This window comes from Arthrobacter sp. AOP29-A2-19 (assembly GCF_058138025.1).
This window is the reverse complement of sequence record NZ_CM176894.1, coordinates 571920-597533: the sequence shown is the minus strand read 5'-3', so window position 1 is coordinate 597533 and position 25614 is coordinate 571920. Positions and strand designations below refer to the sequence as shown.

15 protein-coding genes and 1 tRNA gene are annotated in these 25614 nt (G+C 67.7%); 2 read left to right on the top strand and 14 right to left on the bottom strand.

Going from position 1 to position 25614, the window contains the following annotated elements; translation table 11 throughout:
* Positions 1-28: 28 nt before the first annotated feature.
* Together rpoB and AC3ZJJ_RS02735 are read right to left on the bottom strand one after the other, a co-directional pair.
* Positions 29-3535: a DNA-directed RNA polymerase subunit beta gene (gene rpoB, locus AC3ZJJ_RS02740; protein ID WP_489893739.1), complete on the bottom strand. Its 3507-nt coding sequence runs from the start codon at positions 3533-3535 to the stop codon at positions 29-31.
* Between the two features lie 377 nt (positions 3536-3912).
* Positions 3913-11115, bottom strand: coding sequence for a prealbumin-like fold domain-containing protein (locus AC3ZJJ_RS02735; protein WP_489893738.1), 7203 nt, complete (start codon positions 11113-11115; stop codon positions 3913-3915).
* Positions 11116-11742: 627 nt separating this feature from the next.
* Between AC3ZJJ_RS02735 and AC3ZJJ_RS02730 the strand changes: the two genes are divergently transcribed.
* Complete coding sequence (locus AC3ZJJ_RS02730; RefSeq protein ID WP_489893737.1) at positions 11743-12936, top strand: acetyl-CoA C-acetyltransferase; 1194 nt, start codon at positions 11743-11745, stop codon at positions 12934-12936.
* A gap of 156 nt (positions 12937-13092) precedes the next feature.
* On the opposite strand, the gene AC3ZJJ_RS02725 is transcribed toward AC3ZJJ_RS02730, so the two are convergent.
* From AC3ZJJ_RS02725 to AC3ZJJ_RS02680, 10 genes are all read right to left on the bottom strand, one after another.
* Entirely contained in the window at positions 13093-14229 is a 1137-nt protein-coding gene (locus tag AC3ZJJ_RS02725) for an acyltransferase family protein (RefSeq protein WP_489893736.1), read from the bottom strand.
* A gap of 420 nt (positions 14230-14649) precedes the next feature.
* Positions 14650-15024 (bottom strand): 50S ribosomal protein L7/L12, encoded by a 375-nt coding sequence (gene rplL / locus AC3ZJJ_RS02720; protein WP_489893735.1) that lies wholly within the window; start codon positions 15022-15024, stop codon positions 14650-14652.
* A 68-nt stretch (positions 15025-15092) separates the two neighbouring features.
* The gene (rplJ, locus tag AC3ZJJ_RS02715; RefSeq protein ID WP_489893734.1) at positions 15093-15662 is read right to left on the bottom strand and encodes a 50S ribosomal protein L10; all 570 of its coding nucleotides are present in this window, start codon (positions 15660-15662) and stop codon (positions 15093-15095) included.
* A 425-nt stretch (positions 15663-16087) separates the two neighbouring features.
* On the bottom strand, positions 16088-17281 hold the full coding sequence (locus tag AC3ZJJ_RS02710) for a GNAT family N-acetyltransferase (RefSeq protein ID WP_489893733.1): 1194 nt from the start codon (positions 17279-17281) through the stop codon (positions 16088-16090).
* 144 nt (positions 17282-17425) lie between these two features.
* Complete coding sequence (locus tag AC3ZJJ_RS02705) at positions 17426-19084, bottom strand: glycoside hydrolase family 10-like protein (RefSeq protein WP_489893732.1); 1659 nt, start codon at positions 19082-19084, stop codon at positions 17426-17428.
* 204 nt (positions 19085-19288) lie between these two features.
* A complete protein-coding gene (gene rplA / locus AC3ZJJ_RS02700) occupies positions 19289-19996 on the bottom strand; it encodes a 50S ribosomal protein L1 (protein WP_489893731.1) in 708 nt (235 codons plus the stop codon).
* Positions 19997-20141: 145 nt separating this feature from the next.
* Complete coding sequence (rplK, locus tag AC3ZJJ_RS02695) at positions 20142-20573, bottom strand: 50S ribosomal protein L11 (protein WP_329860632.1); 432 nt, start codon at positions 20571-20573, stop codon at positions 20142-20144.
* A 130-nt stretch (positions 20574-20703) separates the two neighbouring features.
* On the bottom strand, positions 20704-21612 hold the full coding sequence (gene nusG / locus AC3ZJJ_RS02690; protein WP_489893730.1) for a transcription termination/antitermination protein NusG: 909 nt from the start codon (positions 21610-21612) through the stop codon (positions 20704-20706).
* A gap of 79 nt (positions 21613-21691) precedes the next feature.
* A complete protein-coding gene (gene secE, locus AC3ZJJ_RS02685) occupies positions 21692-21958 on the bottom strand; it encodes a preprotein translocase subunit SecE (protein WP_489893729.1) in 267 nt (88 codons plus the stop codon).
* A gap of 124 nt (positions 21959-22082) precedes the next feature.
* Positions 22083-22155 (bottom strand) — tRNA-Trp (locus tag AC3ZJJ_RS02680).
* 243 nt (positions 22156-22398) lie between these two features.
* Here AC3ZJJ_RS02680 and AC3ZJJ_RS02675 point away from each other — a divergent pair.
* The gene (locus AC3ZJJ_RS02675; protein WP_489893728.1) at positions 22399-23598 is read left to right on the top strand and encodes a pyridoxal phosphate-dependent aminotransferase; all 1200 of its coding nucleotides are present in this window, start codon (positions 22399-22401) and stop codon (positions 23596-23598) included.
* A 43-nt stretch (positions 23599-23641) separates the two neighbouring features.
* Here AC3ZJJ_RS02675 and AC3ZJJ_RS02670 read toward each other — a convergent pair whose 3' ends face one another.
* Positions 23642-24292, bottom strand: coding sequence for a LuxR C-terminal-related transcriptional regulator (locus AC3ZJJ_RS02670; protein WP_489893727.1), 651 nt, complete (start codon positions 24290-24292; stop codon positions 23642-23644).
* 9 nt (positions 24293-24301) lie between these two features.
* The gene (locus AC3ZJJ_RS02665; RefSeq protein WP_489893726.1) at positions 24302-25570 is read right to left on the bottom strand and encodes an ATP-binding protein; all 1269 of its coding nucleotides are present in this window, start codon (positions 25568-25570) and stop codon (positions 24302-24304) included.
* Between the last annotated feature and the right edge of the window lie 44 nt (positions 25571-25614).

Sequence of the window (25614 nt, the reverse complement as noted above, 5' to 3'; positions counted from 1 at the left end):
ATCGCTGCCCGGCTCCCCGCCGGCCGTACTAGACCTCGTCGACGGAGCTTGGCTCGGCCCGTGAAAGGTCGATGCCCAGTTCTTCCGCGGCCCGGAAGACTTCTTCGTCCGAGTCCCGCATTTCGATCGTCGTGCCGTCGGTGGAGAGGACTTCCACGTTGAGGCAGAGCGACTGCATTTCCTTGATGAGAACCTTGAACGACTCCGGAACGCCGGGCTCCGGGATGTTCTCGCCCTTGACGATCGCCTCGTAGACCTTCACGCGGCCGTGGATGTCGTCGGACTTGATCGTCAGCAGTTCCTGCAGCGTGTAGGCCGCGCCGTAGGCCTCCAGGGCCCAGACTTCCATCTCGCCGAAGCGCTGTCCGCCGAACTGCGCCTTACCGCCCAGCGGCTGCTGGGTGATCATGGAGTACGGGCCGGTGGAGCGGGCGTGGATCTTGTCGTCCACCAGGTGGTGGAGCTTCAGGATGTACATGTAGCCCACGGAGACCGGGTCCGGGAACGGCTCGCCGGAGCGGCCGTCGAACAACCGGGCCTTGCCCGAGTTGTTGATCAGCCGGTTTCCGTCGCGCGTCACCGCGGTGTGGTCAAGGAGACCACGGATCTCGTCCTCCGCCGCGCCGTCGAAGACGGGGGTCGCGACGGTGGTGGATCCGGATTCACGCGGGAGGTTCGGAAGGTTCTTGATCCATTCCGGCTCGCCCTCGATCTTCCAGCCCTGCTTGGCGGCCCACGCGAGGTGGATCTCCAGGACCTGGCCCACATTCATGCGGCCCGGCACACCCAGCGGGTTCAGGACGACGTCGACCGGAGTTCCGTCCTCGAGGAACGGCATGTCCTCAATCGGAAGGATCTTCGAGATGACGCCCTTGTTGCCGTGGCGGCCGGCCAGCTTGTCGCCGTCCGTGATCTTGCGCTTCTGCGCCACGTACACGCGGACCAGCTGGTTGACGCCCGGGGGCAGCTCGTCGTCGTTGTCGCGGTCGAAGATGCGCACGCCGATGACGGTTCCCGACTCGCCGTGGGGCACCTTCAGGGAGGTGTCGCGCACTTCGCGCGACTTCTCGCCGAAGATGGCGCGCAGCAGGCGCTCCTCAGGGGTCAGCTCGGTCTCGCCCTTGGGCGTGACGCGGCCGACGAGGATGTCGCCCGCCTCGACCTCGGCGCCGATGTGGATGATGCCGCGCTCGTCGAGTTGCGCGAGGATCTCCTCGGAGACATTCGGAATGTCGCGGGTGATTTCCTCGGCACCCAGCTTGGTGTCGCGGGCGTCGACCTCGTGCTCCTCGATGTGGATCGAGGTGAGGACATCGTCGGAGACCATGCGCTGGGAGAGGATGATCGCATCCTCGAAGTTGTGGCCTTCCCAGGACATAAACGCGACCAGGAGGTTCTTGCCCAGCGCGAGCTCGCCGTTGTCCGTGGAGGGACCGTCGGCGATGATGCTCTGGTACTCCACGCGGTCGCCCTCGGACACCAGAACGCGCTGGTTGTACGCGTTTCCCTGGTTGGAGCGCGCGAACTTCATGATCGGGTATGCGGACTCGGTTCCGTCGTCGTTCAGGACGGTCACGAGGTCCGCGGAGACCTCGTTCACGACGCCCGGCTGGGCGGCGGTGATCGAGTCGCCGGCGTCGACGGCAACGTACTTCTCCATGCCGGTGCCGACCAGCGGCGACTCGGAGGCCAGCAGCGGCACGGCCTGGCGCTGCATGTTGGCGCCCATGAGCGCGCGGTTGGCGTCGTCGTGCTCCAGGAATGGAATCAGCGCGGTGGCCGCGGAGACCATCTGGCGCGGGGAGACGTCCATGTAGTCGATCTCGGTCGGCGGGACGAGCACGGGCTCGCCGCCGCCGCCGCGCTCGCGGCAGAGGACCAGTTCCTCGATGAAGGTCTGGTTGTCCGTCATCGGGGCGTTCGCCTGGGCGATGACGCTCTCGAGTTCCTCGTCGGCGGTCAGGTAGTCGACCTGCTCGGTGACCTTGCCGTCGACGACCTTGCGGTACGGGGACTCGATGAAGCCGAACGCGTTGATGCGCGCGTAGGTGGCCAGCGAACCGATCAGGCCAATGTTCGGGCCTTCAGGGGTTTCGATGGGGCACATGCGGCCGTAGTGCGACGGGTGGACGTCACGGACTTCCATGCCGGCGCGGTCGCGGGACAGGCCACCCGGGCCCAGCGCGGACAGGCGGCGCTTGTGCGTCAGTCCGGCGAGCGGGTTGTTCTGGTCCATGAACTGCGACAGCTGGGAAGTTCCGAAGAACTCCTTGATCGCGGCGACCACCGGGCGGATGTTGATCAGGGTCTGCGGCGTGATGGCCTCGACGTCCTGGGTCGTCATACGCTCGCGGACAACGCGCTCCATGCGGGACAGGCCGGTGCGGACCTGGTTCTCGATGAGCTCGCCGACCGCGCGGATGCGGCGGTTGCCAAAGTGGTCGATGTCGTCGACCTCGACGCGGAGGTCGACGGTCTCGCCGTTGCGCGTGCCCTGGACGGTCTTCTCGTTGGCGTGCAGAGCGACCAGGAACTTGATCATCGCGACGATGTCGTCGATGTCGAGCACGGAGGCGTCGGCCGCGGACAGCGGCTTGTCGACCCCGAGCTTGCGGTTGATCTTGTAGCGGCCGACCTTCGCGAGGTCGTAGCGCTTGGAGTTGAAGTAGAGGTTGTCCAGCAGTGCCTCGGCGGCGTCGACCGTCGGCGGCTCTCCCGGGCGAAGCTTGCGGTAGATGTCCAGCAAGGCTTCTTCCTTGGTCTCCGTCGCGTCCTTTTCGAGGGTGGCGCGGATGGAGTCGTACTGGCCGAACTCCTCAAGGATGCGGCTCTCGGACCAGCCGAGGGCCTTCAGCAGCACGGTAACGGACTGCTTGCGCTTGCGGTCGAGGCGAACGCCGACCTGGTCGCGCTTGTCGATTTCGAGCTCGAACCAGGCACCGCGCGACGGGATGATCTTCGCCGTGAAGATGTCCTTGTCGCTCGTCTTGTCCGGGGTGCGCTCGAAGTAGGCGCCCGGGGAGCGCACCAGCTGCGAAACAACGACACGCTCGGTGCCGTTGATGATGAACGTTCCCTTGTCCGTCATCAGCGGGAAGTCGCCCATGAACACGGTCTGCTGCTTGATCTCGCCCGTGTTGTTGTTCATGAACTCGGCCTTGACGTACAGCGGCGCGGCGTACGTGGCGTCGCGGTCCTTGCACTCGGCCATCGTGTACTTCGGGTCCGCGAACTCGGGCTCCGAGAAGCTCAGGGACATGGTGCCCTGGAAGTCCTCGATCGGCGAGATCTCCTCGAAGATCTCGGCGAGGCCGGAGGTGGACGCTACGCCCTGGATGCCTTCGGCGATGGCCTGCTCGAGGCGGGCCTTCCAGCGCTGGTTGCCCACGAGCCAGTCGAAGCTCTCCGTCTGGAGCGCCAGCAGGTTGGGCACGTCCAGGGGTTCGTGGATCTTTGCGAATGAGATTCGGCCGGCAGCTTCCGCTGTGCGGGCCGAACTAGCGGTTTCTTGATTAGAGGTGCTCGAGGCGACCAAGATGGATCCTTCCACAGACCGTCAGGTTTCCGGCGCCGACCCCCACCCGGGATGAGGAACCCGGGAGACCACCGTTTAATCAAGCCCACCGCTATATGAAGGCCGAAGGTAAAGAGGGAAGACGCAAACTCTCATACTACACTGGCACACCTACCATGTCTAACCCGGGGAAACAAGCGTGTCGACGGGGTGTGGATCCGCGTGCGGACCAAGCGCGCTCCCCCGCCCCCGGGACCGGGGCCGGAATGGTCCGCGACCACCCCGGCCCCGGCCCGGGACATGGGTCCCGCAGCCAGGAGCGGGACCCTGCCCTTAGGACGCGCGCCGCGCGCCCTCCTTCGGTGCCGGTGGCAGCGGGGGTCTGCCACCTCGTCACCTCAGGCTTCGTGGCGCCGCCTCCGGCCGGCGCCGAGTGCCAGGATTCCGGAGAGGAGCAAGGCGAGCGCCACCCACAGAATGGCCTGGATGTTGGCGCCGGTGTTGGGAAGCGGCTCGCCGGACGTCGTGTCCGGGGCGAGCGGCTGTAGTGGCGCCGCGATTCCACAGACCCTCACCGTGGCGGAGTCCGACGCCCCGGTCTCCACCAAGGTCGCCGTGTTCGTGTATTCCCGGCAGCTGCCGGGCTGGGCCGTGAGGTCCAGCGTGTACCCGAACACCTTGGGCTCGCCCTCCGCGTTCCAATCGGCGGTGCCGAGCACCCGGGCCTCCCCGTCGGGGTTCGCCTGGTCGTCGGTCACGGTCACGGTGGCGTTGTGTTCCTCGTCGAGGCGGAACACAACGTCGGCTTCCGCGTCGACGCTCCGCGCCTCCCCGTCCGCGTCCTCCCAGGCGAGCGTGGCCGTGCTTGTGCCGGCGGTGTCCGGTTCGGCGCCGAAGTCGCAGCCGAACGGCAACGCCAGAAGCTCTCCGGGACCGACGAGGATCTCCTTTGCGTCCTCCGCGTCCAGCGCGCACGTTGCGTCGCCGCCGAGTGTGTTCTCCAGGTCCACCGCGATGGACATCGACTTGTAGTCGTTCGGGTTGTGCACGGAGACCGTGCCCCCGAGCGTCCGGGCCGAATCCTCGAAGCCGTCCGGCGTGACCGCGACCGTGTAGGTTGCGGGCTTCTTCCCTGCGCCCATCATGACCGCCTCGTTCCCGGCCGTCTTGTCGATGTCCCACAGGTACGTCCTGTCCATCCCGGCCCACGCGTCGTGCTCCGCGGTCGGATCCGACTCGATGCACACCTCGACGTCCGCCGACGCGCTCTGGTCGGTCTCCTCGAGGCTCGCCTCGTTCGTGTAGTCGACGCAGGTGCCGGCCGTTCCGTCGAGTTCGAGCGAATAGTCGAAGGTGGACGGTTCACCGTCCTCGTTCCACTCTGCGATCCCCAGGATCTCGGGATCGGATGCGGGTTCCGCAAGGTCGTCGAGGACCGTGACCGTGCGGTCGGTTTCCTCGTCGAGTTCGAACTCGACGTCCGCCGTCCCCTCGGCCCGCGCCGTGGCGCCGTCATACGCTTCCCACTCCGCCGTGGCGGTGTTGGTCCCGCCGTACTCCGGCTCCTCATCGAAGTCGCACTCGTAGCCGAAGGTCTCCGAATCGCCCGCGCCGATCGTGGCCTCCCTGCCGCCCTCCACGGTGCATTCGGCCCCGCCCCCGACGTCGACCTCGTCCAACACCGTCACCACGACGTCCTTATAGTCGTTGGGGTTCTCCACCGTGACGCTGCCGGCGAGGGTCCACCCGGAGTCCTCGTAGTCGCCCGGGGTCGCCGTGACCTTGTACTTCGCGGTCGCCCCGGCGCCCTCGACGGTCTCGATTTCGTCCTCCTCCGCCGTCTTGTCGATGTCCCAGAGGTACTGCCGGTCGAAGCCCGCCTCGGCGTCCTTCTCCACCACCAGCGGCGCCTCCGAGCAGAGCTCGACCTCCGCGTCCGCCGTCGGCTGGCGGTGCTTACCGGCACGCCAGTCGCCGCCACCCTGGGTCGCGAGGGACGCGGTGTTTGTGAGCACGCCGCATGTCCCCGGGTCAACCTCGAGGCTCAGGCCGTACCCGAACGCCGTCGCCCGGCCGTCGCTGTTCCACCGTGCGATGCCGAGCAGGCCCGGCGCGTCGAGGTCCACCATGTCGTCGTGGACGGCGACCGTCTTGTCCGTCTCGTCGTCGACCCGGAACCTCACCGGCGCCTGGGCCTCGACCCGGCCGCCGTCCCATTCCACGAGGGCGGTATTGGTCCCCCGGTAGTCGGGCTTGCCCTCGAAGTCGCATTCGTAGCGCAGGACCTTGGTCCCCCCGGGCGCCACGGTCACGGCATCGCCTCCGTCAACGTCGCAGACGACGCCCGCCCCGACGTCCGCCAGATCCCTGACGGCGGCCGTGATGGCGCCCTCCGAGTAGTCGTTCGGGTTGGTCAGCGTGATCTTCCCCTCGAGCTGCCAGTCGCTGTCGCGGTAGCCGTCGGGGATCGCCTCTACCGTGTAGTCGAAGATGTGGGTCCCTTCGGGTCCCGTCTCGACCTTCGTCTCCGACGCGCTCTTTCCGATGTCCCACAGGTAGGTGCGGTCGAAGCTGGCCTTTGCCGTCTTGGCGACGACCAGATCGTCCTCCACACACAGCGTGACGGTTTCCCGGGCCCGGGGATCCTCGCGTTCGGACCCGTCGGGCCCGTCCACGGCGACCCACGCCGTGTTGGTCGAGTCCACGCACGTCCCTGGGACACCCTCGTGCGTCAGCCGGTAGTCGAACTCGGTGGGAACACCCGTGGCGTTCCACTCCGCCTCGCCCAGGAGGGCGGGTTGCGCCGAGCCGTTCGCCTTGTCGTCGTAGACCTTGACCGTCCCGTTGGCGGTGTCTCCCGTGCCGAATTCGACTGGCACGGCGGCCGTGGCGGAGCCGCCGTCCCACGCGACGGTCGCGGTGCCCGTTCCCTTGGCCGCCGGGGCGCCGGTGAAGTCGCAGTCGTAGCGAAGGACCACAACGCCGGTGCCGCCGCCGGTGCGCGCGGGCACCTCGACCTGGAAACCGTCCGCACCGGGATCCGCATCCGCCGCGCCGCCGGGCCCGGTGACGGAACACACCGCGCCGCCGCCGACGTCCACGGATTCGGCCACGGTCGCGGTGATGGCGCCGCCGTCGAAGTCGTTTGGGTTGGTCAGCGTGATCTCGCCGGACAGCGTGTGCCCCGAGTCGGCCGAGCCGGCGGGAGTGGCCGTCACGGTGTAGCCGAACGTCGCCTCTCCGGAATCGGTGACCTCGAGCGTGGTGGCGTCGGCCGACTTGTCGATGTCCCAAAGGTGGGTCCGGTCAAGCTCCGCGGCCGCCGACTGTTCGGCCGCCAAGCCTCCCTTGACACACACCGTGACGGTTTCGTGCGCGTCGTGATCCTCCGTGCCCTCGCCCTCGGCGTCAAGCAGGGCGGTGTTGGTGTGGTCGACGCAGGTGCCCGGAACCCCGGGGAGCGGCAGCGAATACGTGAACTCGGTGCCCTCGCCGTTTTCCGTCCACTCGGCCTCACCGAGGCGGACGGGGGCATCGAGGTTCGAGACCATGTCGTCGAACACCGCGACAGTCCGGTCTTTGACCTGGTCCGCCTCGTAGGAGACGGGCGCCGCCGCAGTGGACGTGCCGCCGTCCCAACGAACATTCGCAGTGTTCGTGCCGGTATAGTCCCCGTCCTCCGGAGTTCCCGTGCACTCGTAGCCAAGCGTTAGGACACCGCTGTGTTCACCGAAGTTGGCGGGGACAACGACCCGCAAGGCGTTGCCGGCGCCCGTGTAAGTGCCGTCGACGGTGCAGACCACGCCGGCGATATCGATCGAGTCGGCCACCGTCGCCGTGATCGCACCTCCCGCGAAGGTGTTGGGGTTGGTCAGCGTGATCGTTCCGGTCACCCGGTGGTTCGAGTCCGTGTAGCCGTCGGGCACGGCGGAGACCGTGTAGTCGAAGTTCGCCGTTTCGCCCTCGTCGACGACGGCCCGCGCCTGTTCGGCCACCTTGAGGAGCTGCCATCCGTAGTCGCGGTCGTAGCGGGCGCTTGCCGTCTTCGTCGCGGTCAGGCCCAGCGTGTCGCAGACAACAACGTCCGCCGTGTCCGTGGGGCCCTCCGCCAGGTTCTCAAGTTCCAAGGACGCCGTGTTGCGGTACGCGGCGCACTCCCCCGGCTTCCCGTCGAACGCGATCGACCGCTCGAACGTGCGCGACCAGTCGCCACGGGGGTACGTGACGTCCTTCCACTTGACGCTTCCGATCACGCCGGGCTCTTGCGTACCCGCGAAGTCGTCGACGACGTCGACCTCATCGTCGATGGAGTGGCGGATCTTGAACGCGACCTTCTCGACGTCGGACGTGGCGCTGCGCGCCCCGCCGTCCCAAGTGGCCGTTGCCGTGTTCCTTCCGGTCGTCGACGCCGTCGCGCCGTCGGTGGTGCACGTGTAGTCGAGCGTCGCCATGGCGCCCGGCGCGACGTCGAACCTTCCGCCGCCGTCGACGCTGCAGGCCAGGCCGTCGATGTCGATGGTGTCCGTCACGGTGCCGCGGATGTCGCCGCCGTCGTACGTGTTCGGGTTGGAGACGGTGATGGTGCCGCCGAGGACGAAGTTGGAGTCCGTGTAGCCGTCGCTCGTGACCACCACGTCGTAGTCCACGGCTGACGTGGAAGCCGTTCCGGTCTCCACGGTGTCCTCCTGGCCCTCGGCCAGTTCCTTGTCGATGTCCCACAGGTAGGTGCGGTCGAAGGTCGCCTCCACCTCCTTGGAAATCTTGGGCGGCGCCTGACGGCACGCCTTGAGGCGATCGGCGTCGGAATCCAGCGCCGGGCCCGTGTCCTCGCCCGCGGCTGAGATCGTGGCGGTGTTGGTGAATTCCCGGCAGGTGCCGGGCTCGTCCACGGTCCAGGTGCGCGTGTAGGTGCGGGACTGCGGTTCCATGCCGCGGGACCAGGTCACCGTCCACGCCGGATCAAACGTGTGGAAGTCGTCCGTCACCACCACCGTGTTGTTGACGGGGGTCTGGCCCCAGGTGCCCAGCGTCACCGGCGCGCGATAGGCGTCGGTGCCGGACGTTGTGCTTGCCCCGGCGGCATCCCACGTTACGGTCGCCGTGTTGGTGCCCGTGTAGTCCGGCTGGCTCTCAAAGGTGCAGACGTACGCGAGCTCCGCCGCCTGACCGGCGGGGATCGTGGTCTGGAAGCCCGCTTCGGGGCCGCGGTCTGCGATCGTCGTGCCGTCGGGCAGCGTGCCGGAGGTGACCGAACAGACGGCGCCGCCGCCGATGTCCGCCGCGTCGGCCACGGTCGCCCCAACGGCCTGCCAGTCGTTCGGGTTCTCGACGGTGATGGTGCCGATCATGGCCCAACCGCTGTCCCGATACCCGGTCCCGTCGTCCGTCGTGCGCGGTTGGACGGTGACCTCGTACTCGACGGCCACCTCTCCGGTCTCCGGATCCGCCGTGTAGGGCCCCGATCCCGTGCGTACCTTTTCCACGTCCCAAAGGTAGGTGCGGTCAAAGCTGGACAGGACGTTTTTCGTGACGGACAGGTCCGCCCCGAGGCACAGTGTCACGTCCTCGCTGGCCGTGCCGGTTCCACCGTCCGCCTCCTTGTAGGAGGCGTCGTTCGTGTATTTCGTGCACGTTCCCGCCACTCCGGGCCAGGCGAGTGTGTACTCGAACGTGCGGGGGGCATCGGACGCGGCGACCACATTGCCTCCGGGCAGCGCAGCCAGGTCGATCTCCCGATCCGTGACGGTGACGGAACCGTCGGTCACGGTGGGAGTGGCGGCCGCGAAATCGTACGACGCCGTGGCGCCCGCTTGTCCGCCGGTCCCGTAGTAACTGGGAGCGTTCCAGGTGGCCGTGACCGGGAAGGTTCCTTCGCTGGCGGCCGTGGTGCCCCTGGGCAGCGAGCATTCGTAGGTGTACGTCGCCCCGCCCGCCGGGACGGTAACGGCACCGGTGACGGGGTCGCCATCGGCATATCCGAGGGTGCAATCGGCTCCGGAAAGGGTGCCCGTCACGGTCACCCCGCCGATCGCCACACTATTGGGGTTCCCGACGACAATCTTCCCCGTGAGCTTGAAGCCACCGTCCTTCGCGGGGCCCGCGTCGACCACCACCCGGTAGCCGAAGCCGACGTTTCCGGTCGCCGATTCGATGCGGTCGACCGGCGCCGTCTTTTCCATGGACCAGTCGTAGTCGCGAACGTAGGAGGGCCGCGCCGTCGTGGATACCGTCAGGTCCCGATAGGTCCTCTTGGTGTTGGTGAAGTTGCACGTCACGCGCGCGCCGTCCGCCACCGGAATGGTCGCCGTGCCGGACTCCAGGTTGGTGGCGACGGTGGCGCCCGTGCAGACAAGGGCAGTCAGCGACCAGCCGGCGGGCAGCGATTCCTCGGAGACTGTGGCGCTGCCGGGCGCCACCGTGTAAGTGGCGCCCGCCGGGAGATTCGTCGCCCCGCTGTCGCCCGCCACGCTGTCGTCGAGCTTGAACTCGACCGTGTCGTCCGTGGCTGGGACCGCCAGGTGGAAGCCGAAGTCGGTGCCGTCGGCGGGGTCCGCATCCTTGACGATCGTCAGCGTCCCGTATTGCACCTGGTTGGCGGAGATCTGGTTGTCCATACTGCCGGTGGCCTTGCAGTTCAGGCTGTCGAGGACAACGTGGTAGGCCGAGCCGTTGATGGACCCGGCGCCCTGGCCGGGCCCGTGGTCCAGCGAGGAGGCGATGTGCGCGCTGAAGAAAAGCTGCGCGCTCTCCTCCTCCGACGCCGTGTCGGCGACGTCGAAAGTCAACTTCACGGTGTCGACCCGATTCTCGCCGGATCCCTCAATCGTCTGGACCCTGACGATCTCGGCCCCGGTCATGGAGAAGTTGTCGAGATAGTCGTAGGCGAAGACTCCGTTGTACTTGACGCGGTAGGTGAAGGTGAGCTCGTTCTCGCCGGGATGAAGGCTCCCAATCCGCACCCGCTGGTGGGTGTAGCCGCCTTCGACGAGCCCCCGCGACAGGTTTCCGTTGGCGAACTCCGTGACGTCCGAACGCTGCAGAAACGAATCGACCTTGCCGGTGTTCGCGTTTGTGTCGCACACCCCGGGAGCGCCCGCCAGGGTTGCCGGTGCTTCCGCACCCACCCCAGCGACTGACTCGGTCGCCGGCGCCGGAGACGCCGCGCGCCCACCGGTTGTGGATCGTGCTCTTGCTTGTTTCTCCGGGCGGTCCGCCTCGGCCAGGGCCGCCGCAGCGGACGCGGGAACGTTGGGCGGCCGGACGGGTGAAGCGGGCGCCACTGCGGGCGACTGTGCGTCCGGCGCGTTGGGCGCCGCCTCCGGTGTGGGGCGCGCCCCGGTGCCCGGCGCGTCCGCAGCGTCCTGCGGTTCACCCGCCTCCACGGCTGCGGGCTCGGCACCGGCAGCCGACGCAACCGCGGATGCCGGCGCCTCGGCGACCACCTCCACCGCGGCGGACTCCCCTACGGGAGGAGCCTCGGCGGCGACCGCGCCCGAGGCCAGCGCCCCGGTCAGCACCAGGGACGACACGGCGATGGCCGCCGTCGTCTTCCTGAACCATCCCCAACGACCGCGAGTCCCGGGAGCGAAAATGCTCCACATGCGCTGCGCCACGACGACCCCAATTCCGGCGGCCCCAAGACCACCACAATCCGCCTGCTGCACCGGTTGCCGGGAGCCCCCAAGGCCCCCGGAACCGCTGCGTTCCCCCAGGCGGTTACTTCCGAGTGTGTTCCCCTGTTTCGACTGCCCCATGAAGGTCAGACGAAAAAACCCGCGCCGGGGCGCGGGTCATTTTGTCAATGCACGTGTTCAACAGGGGACCCTCCGGTGTCAATCGGATGTCATGTGCCACGCCGGCGGGAATCGTCCCTCCCCCAAGCAAGAGACGAGCCGCACACGAGCGTTGCGTTGCGCAACATGTCCGAGTCCCCACGCCCAGATCACCCCCCAGATTCCCCAGATTTTTTGGCTGCCGAACCCCCTCGGCGGCCATGCGAGCACTATAACCATGGCAACGCCGGATAGTGAACCCCCGCGACCTTGGATATGACAAGAATTTTATGTCCCGCATGTCAAATACGGTGTCACAATCGGTGGACACCGCTGGCATCGGATGGGTCGGTCGGAAGCCTCTCCATGGCGTGGTGGGCCCGACGTGGATGTGATGCCCCTCACGCTAGAGTTGGGGCAAGGACAATTTTTCCGAAGGAAAGCGGGCAAATCATCATGGCAACCGAGCGGGATCCCGTCATTGTCGGCGGGGCGCGGACACCTTTTGGCCGGCTCAACGGGCAGTTGGCGGCCCTGAGCGCGGTCCAACTCGGGGCGGCGGCCATTGGCGGAGCATTGGAAAGGGCGGGCGTCCCGGCCGGCGACGTCGATGCCGTGGTCATGGGACACGTGGTTCAGGCCGGCTGCGGCCAGAATCCCGCCAGGCAGTCCGCCATCGGCGCCGGCATCGGTTGGGACGTCCCGACAATCACCGTCAACAAGGTGTGCCTCTCCGGGTTGGCCGCGGTGACGGACGCGGCACGCCAGATCCGACTCGGCGAGGCCGAGGTGGTCGTCGCCGGAGGCCAGGAGTCCATGACCAACACCCCGCATCTGCTGCCCGGAAGCCGGCAGGGTTGGACCTACGGGAACATCACGGCCGTCGACTCCGTTGCGCACGACGGGCTCACCGACGCCTTCGACGGGCAGTCCATGGGCGCCAGCACGGAGGCGAAGAACTCCGTGCTGGGCATCGGACGTGGCGCCCAGGATGCGGTGGCGGCGGCCTCACACGCCCGTGCCGCGGCGGCACGGGACGCCGGCGTCTTCGACGACGAGATTGTCCAGCTGAAGATTCCGCAGCGGAAGGGATCGCCACTGTCGGTCGCGACCGACGAGGGGATCCGGCCCGGCACCACCGTGGAGTCGCTCTCGGGGCTCCGGCCGGCTTTCGACAAGGAGGGGACCATCACCGCCGGCAACTCCTCGCCGCTCTCCGACGGCGCCGCCGCCATCGTCGTCACCTCGCGGGCCTACGCGGAGGCGCACGGACTGGAGATCATCGCGGTCGTCGGCGAACCCGGACAGGTCGCCGGACCGGACAACTCCCTGCACTCGCAGCCGTCCCGCGCCATCGAAGCAGCGCTCTCGCGGGCCGGCTGGACGACGTCGGACCTCGACTTCATCGAGATCAACGAGGCCTTTGGAGCTGTCGCGGTCCAATCGCTGGAGGACTTGGGCTACCCGCTGGAGAAGACCAACATCCACGGCGGGGCCATCGCATTGGGGCATCCGATCGGCGCGTCGGGTGCCCGCCTGGCGCTCCACGCCGCGCTGGAGCTTCGGCGCAGGGGCGGCGGCAAGGCTGCCGTCAGCCTCTGTGGCGGAGGAGGCCAAGGCGAAGCGCTGCTTCTGTCCCGAGAGGCCTAGTACCGGGACTACCGGCGGTGTCGGGCAACGGGCTCCGGCGGTTCCGCGCCGACAGCCCATCTCGGGGAATCATCGTGGCCATGTCGCGTTCGCGGAGGCGGAAGCACTGCCGGCCGGCATCGGTGCGCGCATGGCCGGCATCGGCGGCGCGCGCACCTACCGCGCGGACTTGAGTGCGCGCCGGTCCCAGACCACGCCCTGAGCGGGCTGTGCCGATTCCACACGGGTGGCAAACGCGCGGGCACGCTTGCGATACACCAGCAGGGATTCGACCAGCGAGGTGGTCTTATTGCCCAACGTCCGACCGAAGCGCCGTTCCACGAGACGGTGGACCAGATAGGCGGCGGCACCCACAACGGCGAGAACCAGTCCCAGCACCACGGGTCGCGGAAGGTGGGGGCTGAGGTTGTCGATCAGCCACCAGCCCCACACCTGGTGAAGCAGGTACAGCGGATACGTCAACGCGCCGGCCAGCGCCATGCCCGGGAGGCTGACCCGGCGCAGCGGGGTGAGGGAGAGCAGCGCGATCGCCGCGAAGATGCCGACGACGATCGCCCAATACGCCTGTTCGGGAACCGCATAGCCAACCAGCTCTTGCGCCTCGCGCGCCGCGGAGGCGCCGGTGTGGTGCGCGGCCAGGACAACGTTCAGCAAGAGTACGGCCCAACGGAGCGGAGTGTGACCGAAGCGGTAGAGCAGGAACAGCGCCATGCCGCCAGCGAACAGCGGGGCATACTCAGGCATCAGCGCCTGGGCCGCGAAGTTTCCCGGCGCCAGCGGCGCGGCCAGCGCGGCAACCGGCCAGATGCCCGCGAAGGCCAGCAGCCGTCCCGGCGTCTGCCAACCGAACAGCATCAGCAGCAGCACCAAGGCGTAGAAGCGCAGCTCCGCCCACAGGGTCCAGTAGACGCCGTCGATGTGCGGATTTCCGGTGCCGCCCTGGAGCATGGTGAGGTTGACTACCCAGTCCCAGACGTTCAGGTGGCTGCCGAGGGCGGGCCAAATGAACAGGACCAGAGTGCCGGTGAGCAGGACGGCGACCCAGTAGGCCGGGAACAGCCTGCCCACCCTCGAACCGATGAACTGGGCGGGACTCTTACCGTAGCTGGAGAGCAGGATGACGAATCCGCTGATGACGAAGAAGAGCTGGACTCCCATGTTGCCGAAAACGGTGATGCGGGAGAGCCAGGGCCACGCGTCCTTGGCGGGCTCGACGCCCCAATAGCCGTGATGCCAGGCCGTGTAGTGGTACAGGACCACCAGAAGCGCGGCCGCCAGCCTGAGGCCGTCCAACAGGGCCAGCCGAGGCGCGCGGCGCTTGGTTGCGGGCGCCGCGGCGCGCGTCTTGAGTTGGGGTTCGCCGCCGGGGGCGGAATCGGTCGTCTCGTTGCTGCGGGGCGTGGGCCGCTCCGTGCTGATCGTGGCTGTGATTCCTCCGCCCTCCCTTCAGGCACCTGCTTGCGTTACCTATTCGTTACCATTCAATATAGCCCAAGCTTCGGGCCCTTTGCCCGCCACTGGGACGAAGGCCACCTTTCGCAGGGAATTCACAGGGCCGCCGCGCGCGATACGTGCGCGCATGCCATCCTCGCCACGCGCGATACGCGCGCTGATCGCGATACGTGCGCGAATGTGCTCTTGCCCCCGCGGAAACGGGCACGCAAAAGCCCCGCCCACCTGTGGTGGACGGGGCTTTCGGGAAGCAGTCGTTGACTACTTGACGGTGACCGTGGCGCCGGCGGCCTCGAGGGCCTCCTTGGCCTTCTCTGCGGCTTCCTTGGTGGCGCCTTCGAGGACGGCCTTCGGGGCGCTGTCGACAACGTCCTTGGCTTCCTTCAGACCCAGCGAGGTAAGCGCGCGGACCTCCTTGATGACTGCGATCTTCTTGTCGCCAGCCGCCTCGAGGATGACGTCGAATTCCGTCTTCTCCTCCTCGGCCTCGGCTGCGCCACCGGCGGGGCCTGCAACGGCAACGGCGGCGGCGGTGACCTCGAAGGTCTCCTCGAAGGTCTTAACGAACTCGGAGAGCTCGATGATGGTCATTTCCTTGAATGCTTCAAGGAGCTCTTCAGTGGTGAGCTTCGCCATGGGGTGGCGTCCTTTCCCTGGGGCGGCGCCACGAGGCGCCGCGAGATTTTGGTGGGGTGAAAAAGCCCTTAGGCTTCTTCGGTGGCAACTTCGGCAGCGGGTGCTTCCTCGGCCTCAGCGGTAGGAGCTTCGGCCTGGGCCGGGGCTGCGCCACCTTCTTCTTCGAGCTTGATACGCAGCGCATCGATGGTGCGGATGGCGGCGGCGGCGGGGGCCTTGAGAATGCCGGCCACGCGGGCCAGCTGGAACTCGCGGGACTCCAGAGCGGCCAGAGCGGCCACCTCGCTGGCGTCCATGGCCTTGCCCTCGAAGTAGCCGGTCTTGATGACCAGCTGGTTGTTCGACTTGGCGAAATCCGTGAGGCTCTTGGCCGCGGCAATCGCATCGCCCTTGATGAAGGCGATGGCGGTCGGGCCGGCAAGCTGGCCATCGAACGCGTCGATGCCCGCTTCCTTGGCTGCGATACCCGTCAGAGTGTTCTTCACAACCGCGTACTTGGTGTCCTGACCAAGCGAGCGGCGCAACTCCTTGAGCTGTGCAACGGAAAGCCCACGGTATTCGGTCAGGACAGCGGCGTTCGACTCCTTGAAGTCGGCAGTGATTTCCTCAACTGCGGAAACCTTGATCGGCGTTGCCATAACCCTCCTTCCGGGGATTGATTCTGAGCCGGTATCCCGGTCCCGAGGCCTGGTGGCCTACACACAAAAAACGCCCCGTGCAGATGCACGGGGCTTTACCTTCGGGTTCCGGTCTAGCCGGAAGCCATGGGTCAAGTTCGTTCACCTGCGTGGGCCGCCCTTTGTGAGGGACTTTCGGATGATTCCCCGCACAAGGCAAGGAAGTACATCGACCGACGGTCTTTGGTTATTACAGCGTACCGCGCCAGGGAGGAGGCGCCAAATCGACCTTAACGGCGAAACCGAGCCGCTCCGCGCCACTTGGGGGACGGCGGGAGCGACCCGGCTTCAATTCGCTACGGTGCGGCTTGGGGGAACGCACCGTAGCTGTTCATCGCACCGGATAGCTTGGGGAACATCTCCGGCACGGACGACGCGTTGCCACGTCACTCGACAGAATCATCTGCCGACAAGTCAAGATTAGCAGTGCATGGGTCCCCTGTGGCAACCACATTCTGTGGATTCTTCCGGGTTTTTTTCTCCCAGGCCCCCTCGGACTGGGCGCCCCGGAAGCCCATGGACACGTTAATGGCCAGCATGTGCGCGTTTTCCTCGGCATTCCACGTGTAGATCCGCCGAACCGTGGGCCAGGCCTCCCGGATCCTGACGAAATTCGCCGTCTTGACGAGCAGCCCCAACTTGTGCCCACGGTGCCCCTCCAGAACCAGCGTGTCCTCCTGGAAAGCTGCCTCCGGGGTGTCGCGGGCGACCTCGAGCGCGGTGAACGCCACCAACTGCCCCGTCCCCCGGTGCACCGCGCACGAATGGACGGTAAAGCAATCCCGCCGCGACGCCCGCTCTTCGGCCACGCGTAGCCGCGCCTCGTCCCACACCGACTGGTCCCACTCGAGCCCCCCGGCCGGCGTGTCCGTGTCCATCTTCTCGATCATGCGGCAGTATCCCTCGACCGCCCACCCGGGCACGGGACCGACCCAGCCGACGACGTCGTACTCACCGTCCGACGCCCGCTTGGCCTCCAGCGCCAGCGCGTCGACCCGCCGGGCACTGGAGACGACATCCAGCCGGCTCACGCGTTCCACCTGCCGCAGGTCCATGCCAAGCGCGCGGGCAAACCGCGTGGCCGGAAGGTCCTCGGGGACCGCCCCGTCCCCCTTCGACGGCAACACAGCGCCGCCGCCCGGCAATCCGCCCGACTCGCGGCCGGGGAGCGGCGGGAGCGGATAGTTGACCCAAGAGTTGAGCTTCTCCCTGCCACGCCGCGCGGCCTCGGCCTCCACCTCGCGGAACAGCCGTGTTCCGATACCGCGCCGCCGTGCAGCGGGAGCGACGGCGATGTCGACGATCGCCATGTCCGTATTCTCCGCGAGGGGAAGCCACACGGACGCCGTCCCCAGAATCCTGCCGTCCACGTCTCCGCGGGCAACGCAGCGAACCTGCATCCCGTAGTCGCTGGGCTGGGCGCGCTCCAACCTGCGGGGAGCACTTTCGCAGAAGTCCCGGTGGCCGAGCACCTCCGCCAAGGCGTGGTCCTCGAGCGTTGCGGCCGCCGCGTAGTCCGCTCCCCCGTCCGCGGCGAGCGTGGCGGGCAGGGGAAGCCATTCGATGCGGATGCCTTCCATGGCCCGCTCCCGTCTGAATTGTTCCGGCCTGGGGAACGTGACCCGGACGGGAAAAGTGATTGACTTACCCCAATCAGAGTAGGGGCGAACGGCGGCGACCGCAATGGCGGCGCGGGAACGCGGGCGGGCGGACGCCCCTGCGGCTCACGCCCGCACGAAGATCGCGGTGGCATTCCCGGAGTCGACGCCGGTTTGGCTGATTGCCTGAATCATGAACCAGTAGAAATGTCCCCTAGTGACGCCTTTGTCGAGCCAACTTTGGGTGGTCGAGCCCCGGCGGACCACGGCGCGCAGGTAGGTGCCCGTCGACTGGATGTGGGGCACAACCGATCCGGTAGATTCCCAGCGCCAGATGGCGATCAGCCGCGCCGGCTCACCGGTGCCGCCGGACGTCCACGTGAGCCGGACGCCGGTCCCGTCCCAGACAGCTCCCCGGATCACGGGCGTGAACGGCCGGGTGGCCCGGAGGTTCGGCATGGGAACGGGCAGCGCGCGCCGGGCATAGTGTGCCACGGCCAGGATTCCGACGGCGTTGAGCTTGTTGGCCCTGAAGGCCGTGGTGTTGTAGAACGCCTGGCCCGCAACGGCCGGAACGGAGCGGCACTTGGCGATGTGGTCACGGAGTTCCGCTGGATCCCGCCACGCCGCGGTGGCGGGATCGCCCACGCGGTACGCCGCCTCCCCGGTGTAGAACCGAACCCTTGTCCCGGCCACCTGGGCGGCCCACCAGTTGACGAGCACATCGTAGTTCGCGGCCGGGAAACCCTGGTGCCAGTACAGCTGCGGCACTATGTAGTCCACCCAACCCTCCTTGACCCACCGGCGGCTGTCCGCGTAGAGGGCCGAGTAGCTTTCCAGCCCGGAAGTGGCCGACCCCAGGGAACTCGAAGTCCTGTTGCGCCAGATCCCGAACGGGCTGATCCCGAATTGGACCCGCGGCTTCGCCGCCCTGATCGCGGCCCGGGTGTCGCGGATGAAGACGTTGATGTTGTTCCTCCGCCAGTTGGCGACGGATGTGAAGGAACCCTTGTGGGCGGCGTATGCGGCGGAGTCCGGGATGGCCGCGCCGGCCACCGGATACGGGTAGAAGTAGTCGTCGAAATGGACGCCGTCCACGTCGTAGCGCTTGACCAGGTCGACCACCACGCCGCGTATGTACGTGCGCACCGCCGGGATACCGGGGTTGTAATAGCGGCGTCCGCCGTACGCGAAGCTCCACGTGGGATGCGTGCGCGCGGGGTGGCCGACGACGACGGAGTCGAGACCCGGTTGCATCGAGACGCGGAAGGGATTCACCCAGGCGTGGAGGGCGAGGCCGCGGGCGTGCGCCTCGGTGACGGCGAACGCCAGCGGATCGTATCCCGGGCTGCGCCCTTGGACGCCGGTGAGGTACTTCGACCACGGCTCCCCCAGCGCCGACACCCACATGCGGTCGGCCGCGGGGCGCACCTGGAGCAACACGGCGTTGAGGTTCCGGGCCACCGCGAGGTTCAGGATGGAGCGCAGCTCCGCCTGTTGGGCCGCGGCGGTGAGTCCCGTGCGGGACGGCCAGTCCACATTCACAACGCTTGCGGTCCACAATCCGCGGAACTCGGAACGGGGGTAGGTCCGCGAGGTTGCGGTATTGCGTCCGGACACGGTGTAGACCCGGTTCCGCACGACGGCGGCGGGCAGTGCCGCGGCGGCCGGGGCCGCGGAACCCGGCCCTGCGGCCACGGCAAGCCCCGCTAGCGTGGCCAGGGAGGCGGTCAGCACCGTCCGCCGGGTTGGTTCGGCTCCGCGGGCCAATCGGTTGTTTCCCATGGGTGCTCCCGCACTTCCACGCCCGGGACACACGAACCCCGGGGAGATCGTGCCCCCACGGTACGCCCGCCAGGTACGGCGCAGTAGTGTCGCGCGGTCACGGTTCGGCACCAAAGGCGGGCGCTCGGCGCAACGCCGCGGAAAGGGAAAGGGACCCGCCCGGCTGGTGCCGGACGGGTCCCTGATCCTGCTGTCTCGGGGGAACTAGCCCTCGATGACGACCTTCGTGACGTTCGGGTCGACTTGGATGCCCGGGCCGAACGTGGTGGCCACGGTGGCCTTCTGGATGTAACGGCCCTTGGAGGAGGACGGCTTCAGGCGAAGCACCTCTTCCAGGGCGGCGGCGTAGTTCTCGGCCAGCTTGTTCTGGTCGAAGGAAACCTTGCCGATGATGAAGTGGAGGTTGGAGTGCTTGTCGACGCGGAAGTCGATCTTGCCGCCCTTGATGTCGTTGACGGCCTTGGCCACGTCCATGGTGACCGTTCCGACCTTCGGGTTCGGCATCAGGTTGCGCGGGCCGAGGATCTTGCCCAGGCGTCCGACCTTGCCCATGAGGTCCGGCGTCGCCACGGCGGCGTCGAAGTCGGTCCAGCCGCCGGAGATCTTCTCGATCAGGTCGTCCGAGCCGACGAAGTCGGCGCCGGCAGCGATGGCGGCCTCAGCCTTGTCGCCGTTCGCGAAGACCACAACGCGGGCGGTCTTGCCCGTGCCGTTGGGCAGGTTGACCGTGCCGCGGACCATCTGGTCCGCCTTGCGCGGGTCGACGCCCAGGCGGAATGCGACCTCGACGGTGGAATCCGTCTTGGCCGAACCGGTCTCCTTGGCCAGGTTGATTGCCTCGACCGGCGAGTAGAGCTTGTCGCCGTCGATCTTGGCTACAGCTGCCTCGTATGCTTTGCTGCGCTTTGCCATCTGCTTGTTCTCCTTATGCAGTCGTGGTCCGTATGGGTCGCGCTCGACCCTGCCACTGCGACGGCGGTGGCGCGCACCGGGCGGTGCGTTTCGCCGTCGTTCTTGGATGATTGGTGTGCTTCCCGAGGGAGGCGGGTGTTGCTGGTTAGCCTTCGACCGTGATGCCCATGGAGCGGGCGGTGCCGGCGATGATCTTGGCCGCGGCCTTGATGTCGTTGGCGTTGAGGTCTTCCATCTTGGTCGTCGCGATCTCTTCGACCTGCGCCTGGGTCAGCTTCGCAACCTTGTCGGTGTGCGGGGTGGCGGAACCCTTGGCGACGCCTGCGGCCTTCTTGATGAGCTCGGCGGCCGGCGGGGTCTTCGTGATGAACGTGAAGGAACGGTCCTCGTAGACCGTGATCTCAACAGGGATCACATTGCCGCGCTGTGCTTCAGTCGCGGCGTTGTAGGCCTTGCAGAATTCCATGATGTTGACACCGTGCTGACCAAGTGCCGGACCGATCGGCGGTGCCGGGTTGGCGGCGCCTGCCTGGATCTGCAGCTTGATGAGGCCGGTGACCTTTTTCTTCGGGGCCATTTCGGGTCCTTCTTCTCATTGCGGTTCCCGCCGCACAGGAGCGTGCACCGGGGGTTTGGCCGCCGTGGCGCGGCGGCCGGATCGTCCCCTGTCCGGTAAAGCGGCCGGCGCGGGACGAAGACTGGAGGAGCTACTGGATCTTGGTGACCTGGTTGAAGGACAGGGTCACCGGGGTCTCGCGTTCGAAGATCGAGACGAGGACCACCAGCTGCTGGGATTCGAGCTTGATCTCGGAGATCGTCGCGGGCAGCGTCTCGAACGGGCCGTCGTTGACCGTGACGGACTCGCCGACGGCGAAGTCGACGTTGACCTGGGTGATCGGTGCGCGGCCGGGCTTGCCGGACTCGGAAGGCTCTGCCGTGACCACGGTGTGCTCCAGCATGGAGTAGACCTCGTCGAGGCTCAGCGGCACGGGATCGTGTGCGTTGCCCACGAAGCCCGTGACGCCGGGGGTGTGGCGCACGGCGCCCCACGAGGCGTCGGTCAGTTCCATGCGGACCAGCACGTAGCCGGGGATGCGGACACGGCGGACGATCTTGCGCGTGGTGTTCTTGATCTCCACGACCTCTTCCATCGGCACCTGGATCTCATAGATGAAATCCTCCATGCCGAGGGTCTGGATGCGGGTCTCGAGGTTCACCTTCACGCGGTTCTCATAGCCTGCGTAGGAGTGGATGACGTACCAGTCGCCGGGCTGGCGGCGCAGCTGGGTGCGGAAGGCCTCCAGCGGATCAACCTTGGGCTCTTCGCCCTCGGCGGACTCGTCGGCGCCTTCGGGGGCCTCTGCGTCGTCCGCCTCGTTGTCGTCGTCGTCCGACTCGTCGTCGTCGTAGTCGTCCGACTCGTCGTCGGCGTTCTCCTGCTCGGAGTCGGCGGCCTCAAAGACCACCTCGGTGTCCGCGGCGTCGGAGCCCGCATCGTCGGCGACCTCGACGTCCTCGGAAACGACGGAATCGGCCGGCGCCTCTAGGGCATCGGCCTCGGTTGCCTGCTCAACGACGTCGTCGTTGGCCTGCGCTTCGAGTTCCTGATCGGACACTGCGGTTCCTGCTTTCATTGACTGGTACACCAGAACTATTCAACGGCGGCGCCGTCCTGAGGGGATGGGCGCGCTGGGGCTACTGCTCCGGCTTGTCCGTAAAGACGAAGATCGAGCCGTTTCCGATCACGAAGTCCAGCGCGCTGACAATCAGCATCACCAGGACGACGAACCCGAGAACCATCAGCGTGTAGTTGACCAGTTCGCTGCGGGTCGGCGTGACGACCTTCTTCAGCTCGGCGATCACCTGGCGGAAGAACAGCGCGAGGCCGGCAAAGATGCCGCGCTTCGCGGGCTTCTCGCCCCTCGGCGCGCCCTGTGAGCTGCTAGCAGCCGTTTCGGTCACTGTGCCTCGTTTCGCGTTCTGCCGTATGGAAACAATCACGGTGCACCGCAGCCTTTCGACCGCAACACACCGTGACGTGGATTTCGCCGAGCACGCCACGCTGTTCGCGTGGATTGCCACTGCGCAGGGCAGACAGGACTCGAACCTGCAACCTGCGGTTTTGGAGACCGCTGCGCTACCAATTGCGCCACTACCCTTTGGGCTTGAATCCCCCTGAACCTCACGAACTTGCGGGCAAGCGCGCTTCATCAGGGCGTATTCGAACACCGAGGAAACAGTCTACGCAATCGGTTCGCACAAGTCGAACCGGCCCCGCGGGAAGCTCCCGCCACACGGACGAGGCGCCGAAACACCCCGGCACGCGTATGTGTCCGGCCGCTTCCGCTTGGCTAAGCTTGGGGCGTCAGGCGCACGCCCCCCGACTCCCAGGAAGCGACACCATGCCACGCATCTCCCGACGCATCGGGTCCATTGCAGAATCCGCCACCCTCGCCGTCGACGCCAAGGCCAAGGCCCTGAAGGCGGCCGGGCGGCCTGTGATCGGCTTCGGCGCGGGGGAACCGGACTTCCCCACGCCGGACTACGTCGTCGAGGCCGCCGTCGCCGCGGCAAGGGACCCCCGGTTCCACCGCTACTCCCCGGCCGCCGGGTTGCCCGAGCTGAAGTCCGCCATCGCGGCGAAGACCATGCGGGACTCCGGCTACGCGATCGAGGCCTCGCAGGTCCTGGTCACCAACGGCGGCAAGCAGGCCGTGTACAACACGTTCGCCACGCTGCTGGATCCGGGCGACGAGGTCTTGGTGCCCACCCCCTACTGGACCACGTATCCGGAGGCGATCCGCCTCGCCGGCGGCGTTCCCGTGGAAGTCTTCGCCGGCCCGGAGCAGGGGTACCTGGCCACGGTCGACCAGCTGCAGGCCGCCGTCACGGAGAAGACGAAGGTGCTGCTCTTTGTGTCCCCGTCCAACCCCACGGGGGCCGTCTATCCGCCGGAGCGGGTCGCGGAGATCGGCCGTTGGGCGGCCGAGCAGGGACTCTGGGTCGTCACCGACGAGATCTACGAGCACCTGACGTACGACGGCACCGAGTTCACGTCCATCGCCACGGCCGCGCCCGAGCTCGCCGACCGCGTCGTCGTCCTGAACGGCGTCGCCAAGACCTATGCCATGACGGGCTGGCGCGTGGGCTGGATGGCGGGGCCGGCCGACGTCATCAAGGCCGCCACCAACCTCCAGTCGCACTCGACCTCCAACGTCGCCAACGTGTCGCAGATGGCGGCCCTCGCCGCGGTCTCCGGGCCGTTGGACGCTGTCGCCCAGATGCGTTCGGCGTTCGACCGCCGCCGCAAGGCGATGGTCGCCGCGCTGAACTCCATCGACGGCATCGAGTGCCCCGTCCCGCAGGGCGCGTTCTACGTCTATCCGGACGTGCGGGGGATCCTGGGCCGCGACATCGACGGCGTCCGCCCGGCCACGTCGGCCGAGCTGGCCGCCCTGATTCTCGAGAAGGCCGAGGTGGCGATTGTTCCGGGCGAGGCCTTCGGCCCGTCCGGATTCGTTCGCCTGTCCTACGCGCTGGGCGACGCGGACCTGGCGGAGGGTGTGGGCCGCATCCAGGAACTTCTCGGCCGCGCCAAGTAGCGCCCCGCAACCCCGCGGGAGGGCGTTCCGGCGGCCCGGTGGGCTACAGGATCCTGCGGTCCACGGCCCAGCGTGTCAGCTCGTGGCGGTTGGAGAGCTGCAGTTTGCGCAGCACCGAGGAAACGTGCGTCTCCACGGTCTTCACGGAGATGAAGAGGTCCTTGGCCACCTCCTTGTAGCTGTAGCCGCGCGCGATCAGCCGCATGACCTCGAGTTCGCGCGCCGACAGCAGATCCAACTCCTCGTCGGCGCTGACGGCCGCCTGGGTGCCGAACGCGTCGAGCACAAAGCCCGCCAGCCGCGGGGAGAAGACCGCGTCCCCGCCGGCGACCCGTTCCACGGCGTCTGAGATCTCCCTCCCCGAGGCCGATTTGGTGATGTAGCCGCGCGCCCCGGACCGGATGACGGTCACCACGTCCTCTGCCGCGTCGGAGACGCTCAGCGCGAGGAACTTCACCTCGCCCAGCAGGCCGGCGCACTGGGCCAGGACCTCGGCGCCGCCGCCGCCACGGCCGCCCGGAAGGTGGACGTCCAGGAGCACGACGGCGGGGCGCAGCTCCTGCACGGCGCGGACGGCTCCCTCGACGGTCGCGGCCTCGCCGACGACGCGAATGCGTTCGTCAAGGTCCGCCTTGAGACCGGAGCGGAAGATGGCGTGGTCGTCGACGACAACGACCGTGATCGGTTCTGTCATGGCATGTCCCTACTGGTTGTCTTCGGAAGCGGTGTGCGGCATGGACAGGTGGACCTCGGTGCCTCCGGACCCGCTGCGGATGCTGGCTGAGCCGCCGTTGCGCCGCATCCGACCCACGATGGATTCGCGGACGCCGAGGCGGTCCTCGCCCACGGCGTCGACGTCGAATCCGCCGCCGCGGTCGCGGACAAAGACGTCCACCCCGTCGGCGCGGGCCTCGACATACACGGCAACCGTCCCTCCGGCGTGCTTCGCCGCGTTGAGCATGGCCTCGCGCGCCGCCTGCAGGAGGGCGTCGTGGCCGGGAAGTCCCGTCAGCTGCCCCACGGAGACGACCTCGATGGTGGCCGCGTGCACGTCCTCGAGGCGCGCCGCCTCGGCCCGGACGGCCTCGGCTATCTCGCCCTCCACCACGGCCTCCTGACGGTAAAGCCACTGCCGCAGCTCCCGCTCCTGGGCGCGGGCCAGGCGAAGAACCTGGCCCTCGTCGTCGGCGCGCTTCTGGATCAGGGCCAGCGTCTGGAGCACGGAGTCGTGGAGGTGCGCGGCGATCTCGGCACGCTCGGCGGCGCGCACCCGCGAGGAACGTTCGGACACGTAGTCGCGCCAGAATCCCAGCCCCCACGGCAACAGGACCAATACGACGCCGGCCAGCACCGCCAGCGAGACGAGCGCGCCGGACCACATGGACTCCCAGGACACCGCGCCGGAGATCAGGAACACGAGCCCCGTGACCACCAGCGCCATGCCGCCGATCAGGCGCGCCAGGCCGGCCGCCCGGTCGGCCCCGGCCCGGCGGCGCAGGCCCTCCCGGCGCACGGCGTCGAGCTGGATCCACGCGAGAATGGCCCCGGCCACGATCACCAGCGTCGGCCAGACCAGATGCCACGCGATGGCGACCCCCTGCAGCTGGGCGATCAGCAGCACGCCCACGACCAGGAGTCCGGACCCGACGAGGACTTCTCGGCCCTCGAAGCGCACCCGCCCCCGCGCGTGGGTCCGGGCGGCGCGCTCGGCCCGCAGGTTGCGGGTAATCGAGACGGGCTCGCCGGCGGCGGAGCGTGCGGCCTCCCGCGCCGCGTCCTCTTCGCTGGGCACGAAGATCCACAGCCACGCGTAAAGCAGAATCCCCGCGCCTCCAAGCAGGGACGCGAACGCCATGCAGATGCGCACAACGCGGACTTCCAGAGCCAGGTGTACGGCGAGTCCCGCGCAGACGCCCGCCAGTACGCGCGGGCCCCCGCGGACCAGCGGGGGGCGGAAAGGTTCTGCGCTCATGATCCAATCCAAGCACGCCCAGGGGCCGGCGGCCCACGATCCGG

Bases quoted from the DNA above. Each gene is read 5' to 3' on its own strand.
- AC3ZJJ_RS02735 (WP_489893738.1), bottom strand. From the start codon at position 11,115: ATGTGGAGCATTTTCGCTCCCGGGACTCGCGGTCGTTGGGGATGGTTC.
- AC3ZJJ_RS02730 (WP_489893737.1), top strand. From the start codon at position 11,743: ATGGCAACCGAGCGGGATCCCGTCATTGTCGGCGGGGCGCGGACACCT.
- rplL (WP_489893735.1), bottom strand. From the start codon at position 15,024: ATGGCGAAGCTCACCACTGAAGAGCTCCTTGAAGCATTCAAGGAAATG.
- rplJ (WP_489893734.1), bottom strand. From the start codon at position 15,662: ATGGCAACGCCGATCAAGGTTTCCGCAGTTGAGGAAATCACTGCCGAC.
- AC3ZJJ_RS02710 (WP_489893733.1), bottom strand. From the start codon at position 17,281: ATGGAAGGCATCCGCATCGAATGGCTTCCCCTGCCCGCCACGCTCGCC.
- AC3ZJJ_RS02705 (WP_489893732.1), bottom strand. From the start codon at position 19,084: ATGGGAAACAACCGATTGGCCCGCGGAGCCGAACCAACCCGGCGGACG.
- rplA (WP_489893731.1), bottom strand. From the start codon at position 19,996: ATGGCAAAGCGCAGCAAAGCATACGAGGCAGCTGTAGCCAAGATCGAC.
- rplK (WP_329860632.1), bottom strand. From the start codon at position 20,573: ATGGCCCCGAAGAAAAAGGTCACCGGCCTCATCAAGCTGCAGATCCAG.
- AC3ZJJ_RS02675 (WP_489893728.1), top strand. From the start codon at position 22,399: ATGCCACGCATCTCCCGACGCATCGGGTCCATTGCAGAATCCGCCACC.
- AC3ZJJ_RS02670 (WP_489893727.1), bottom strand. From the start codon at position 24,292: ATGACAGAACCGATCACGGTCGTTGTCGTCGACGACCACGCCATCTTC.
- AC3ZJJ_RS02665 (WP_489893726.1), bottom strand. From the start codon at position 25,570: ATGAGCGCAGAACCTTTCCGCCCCCCGCTGGTCCGCGGGGGCCCGCGC.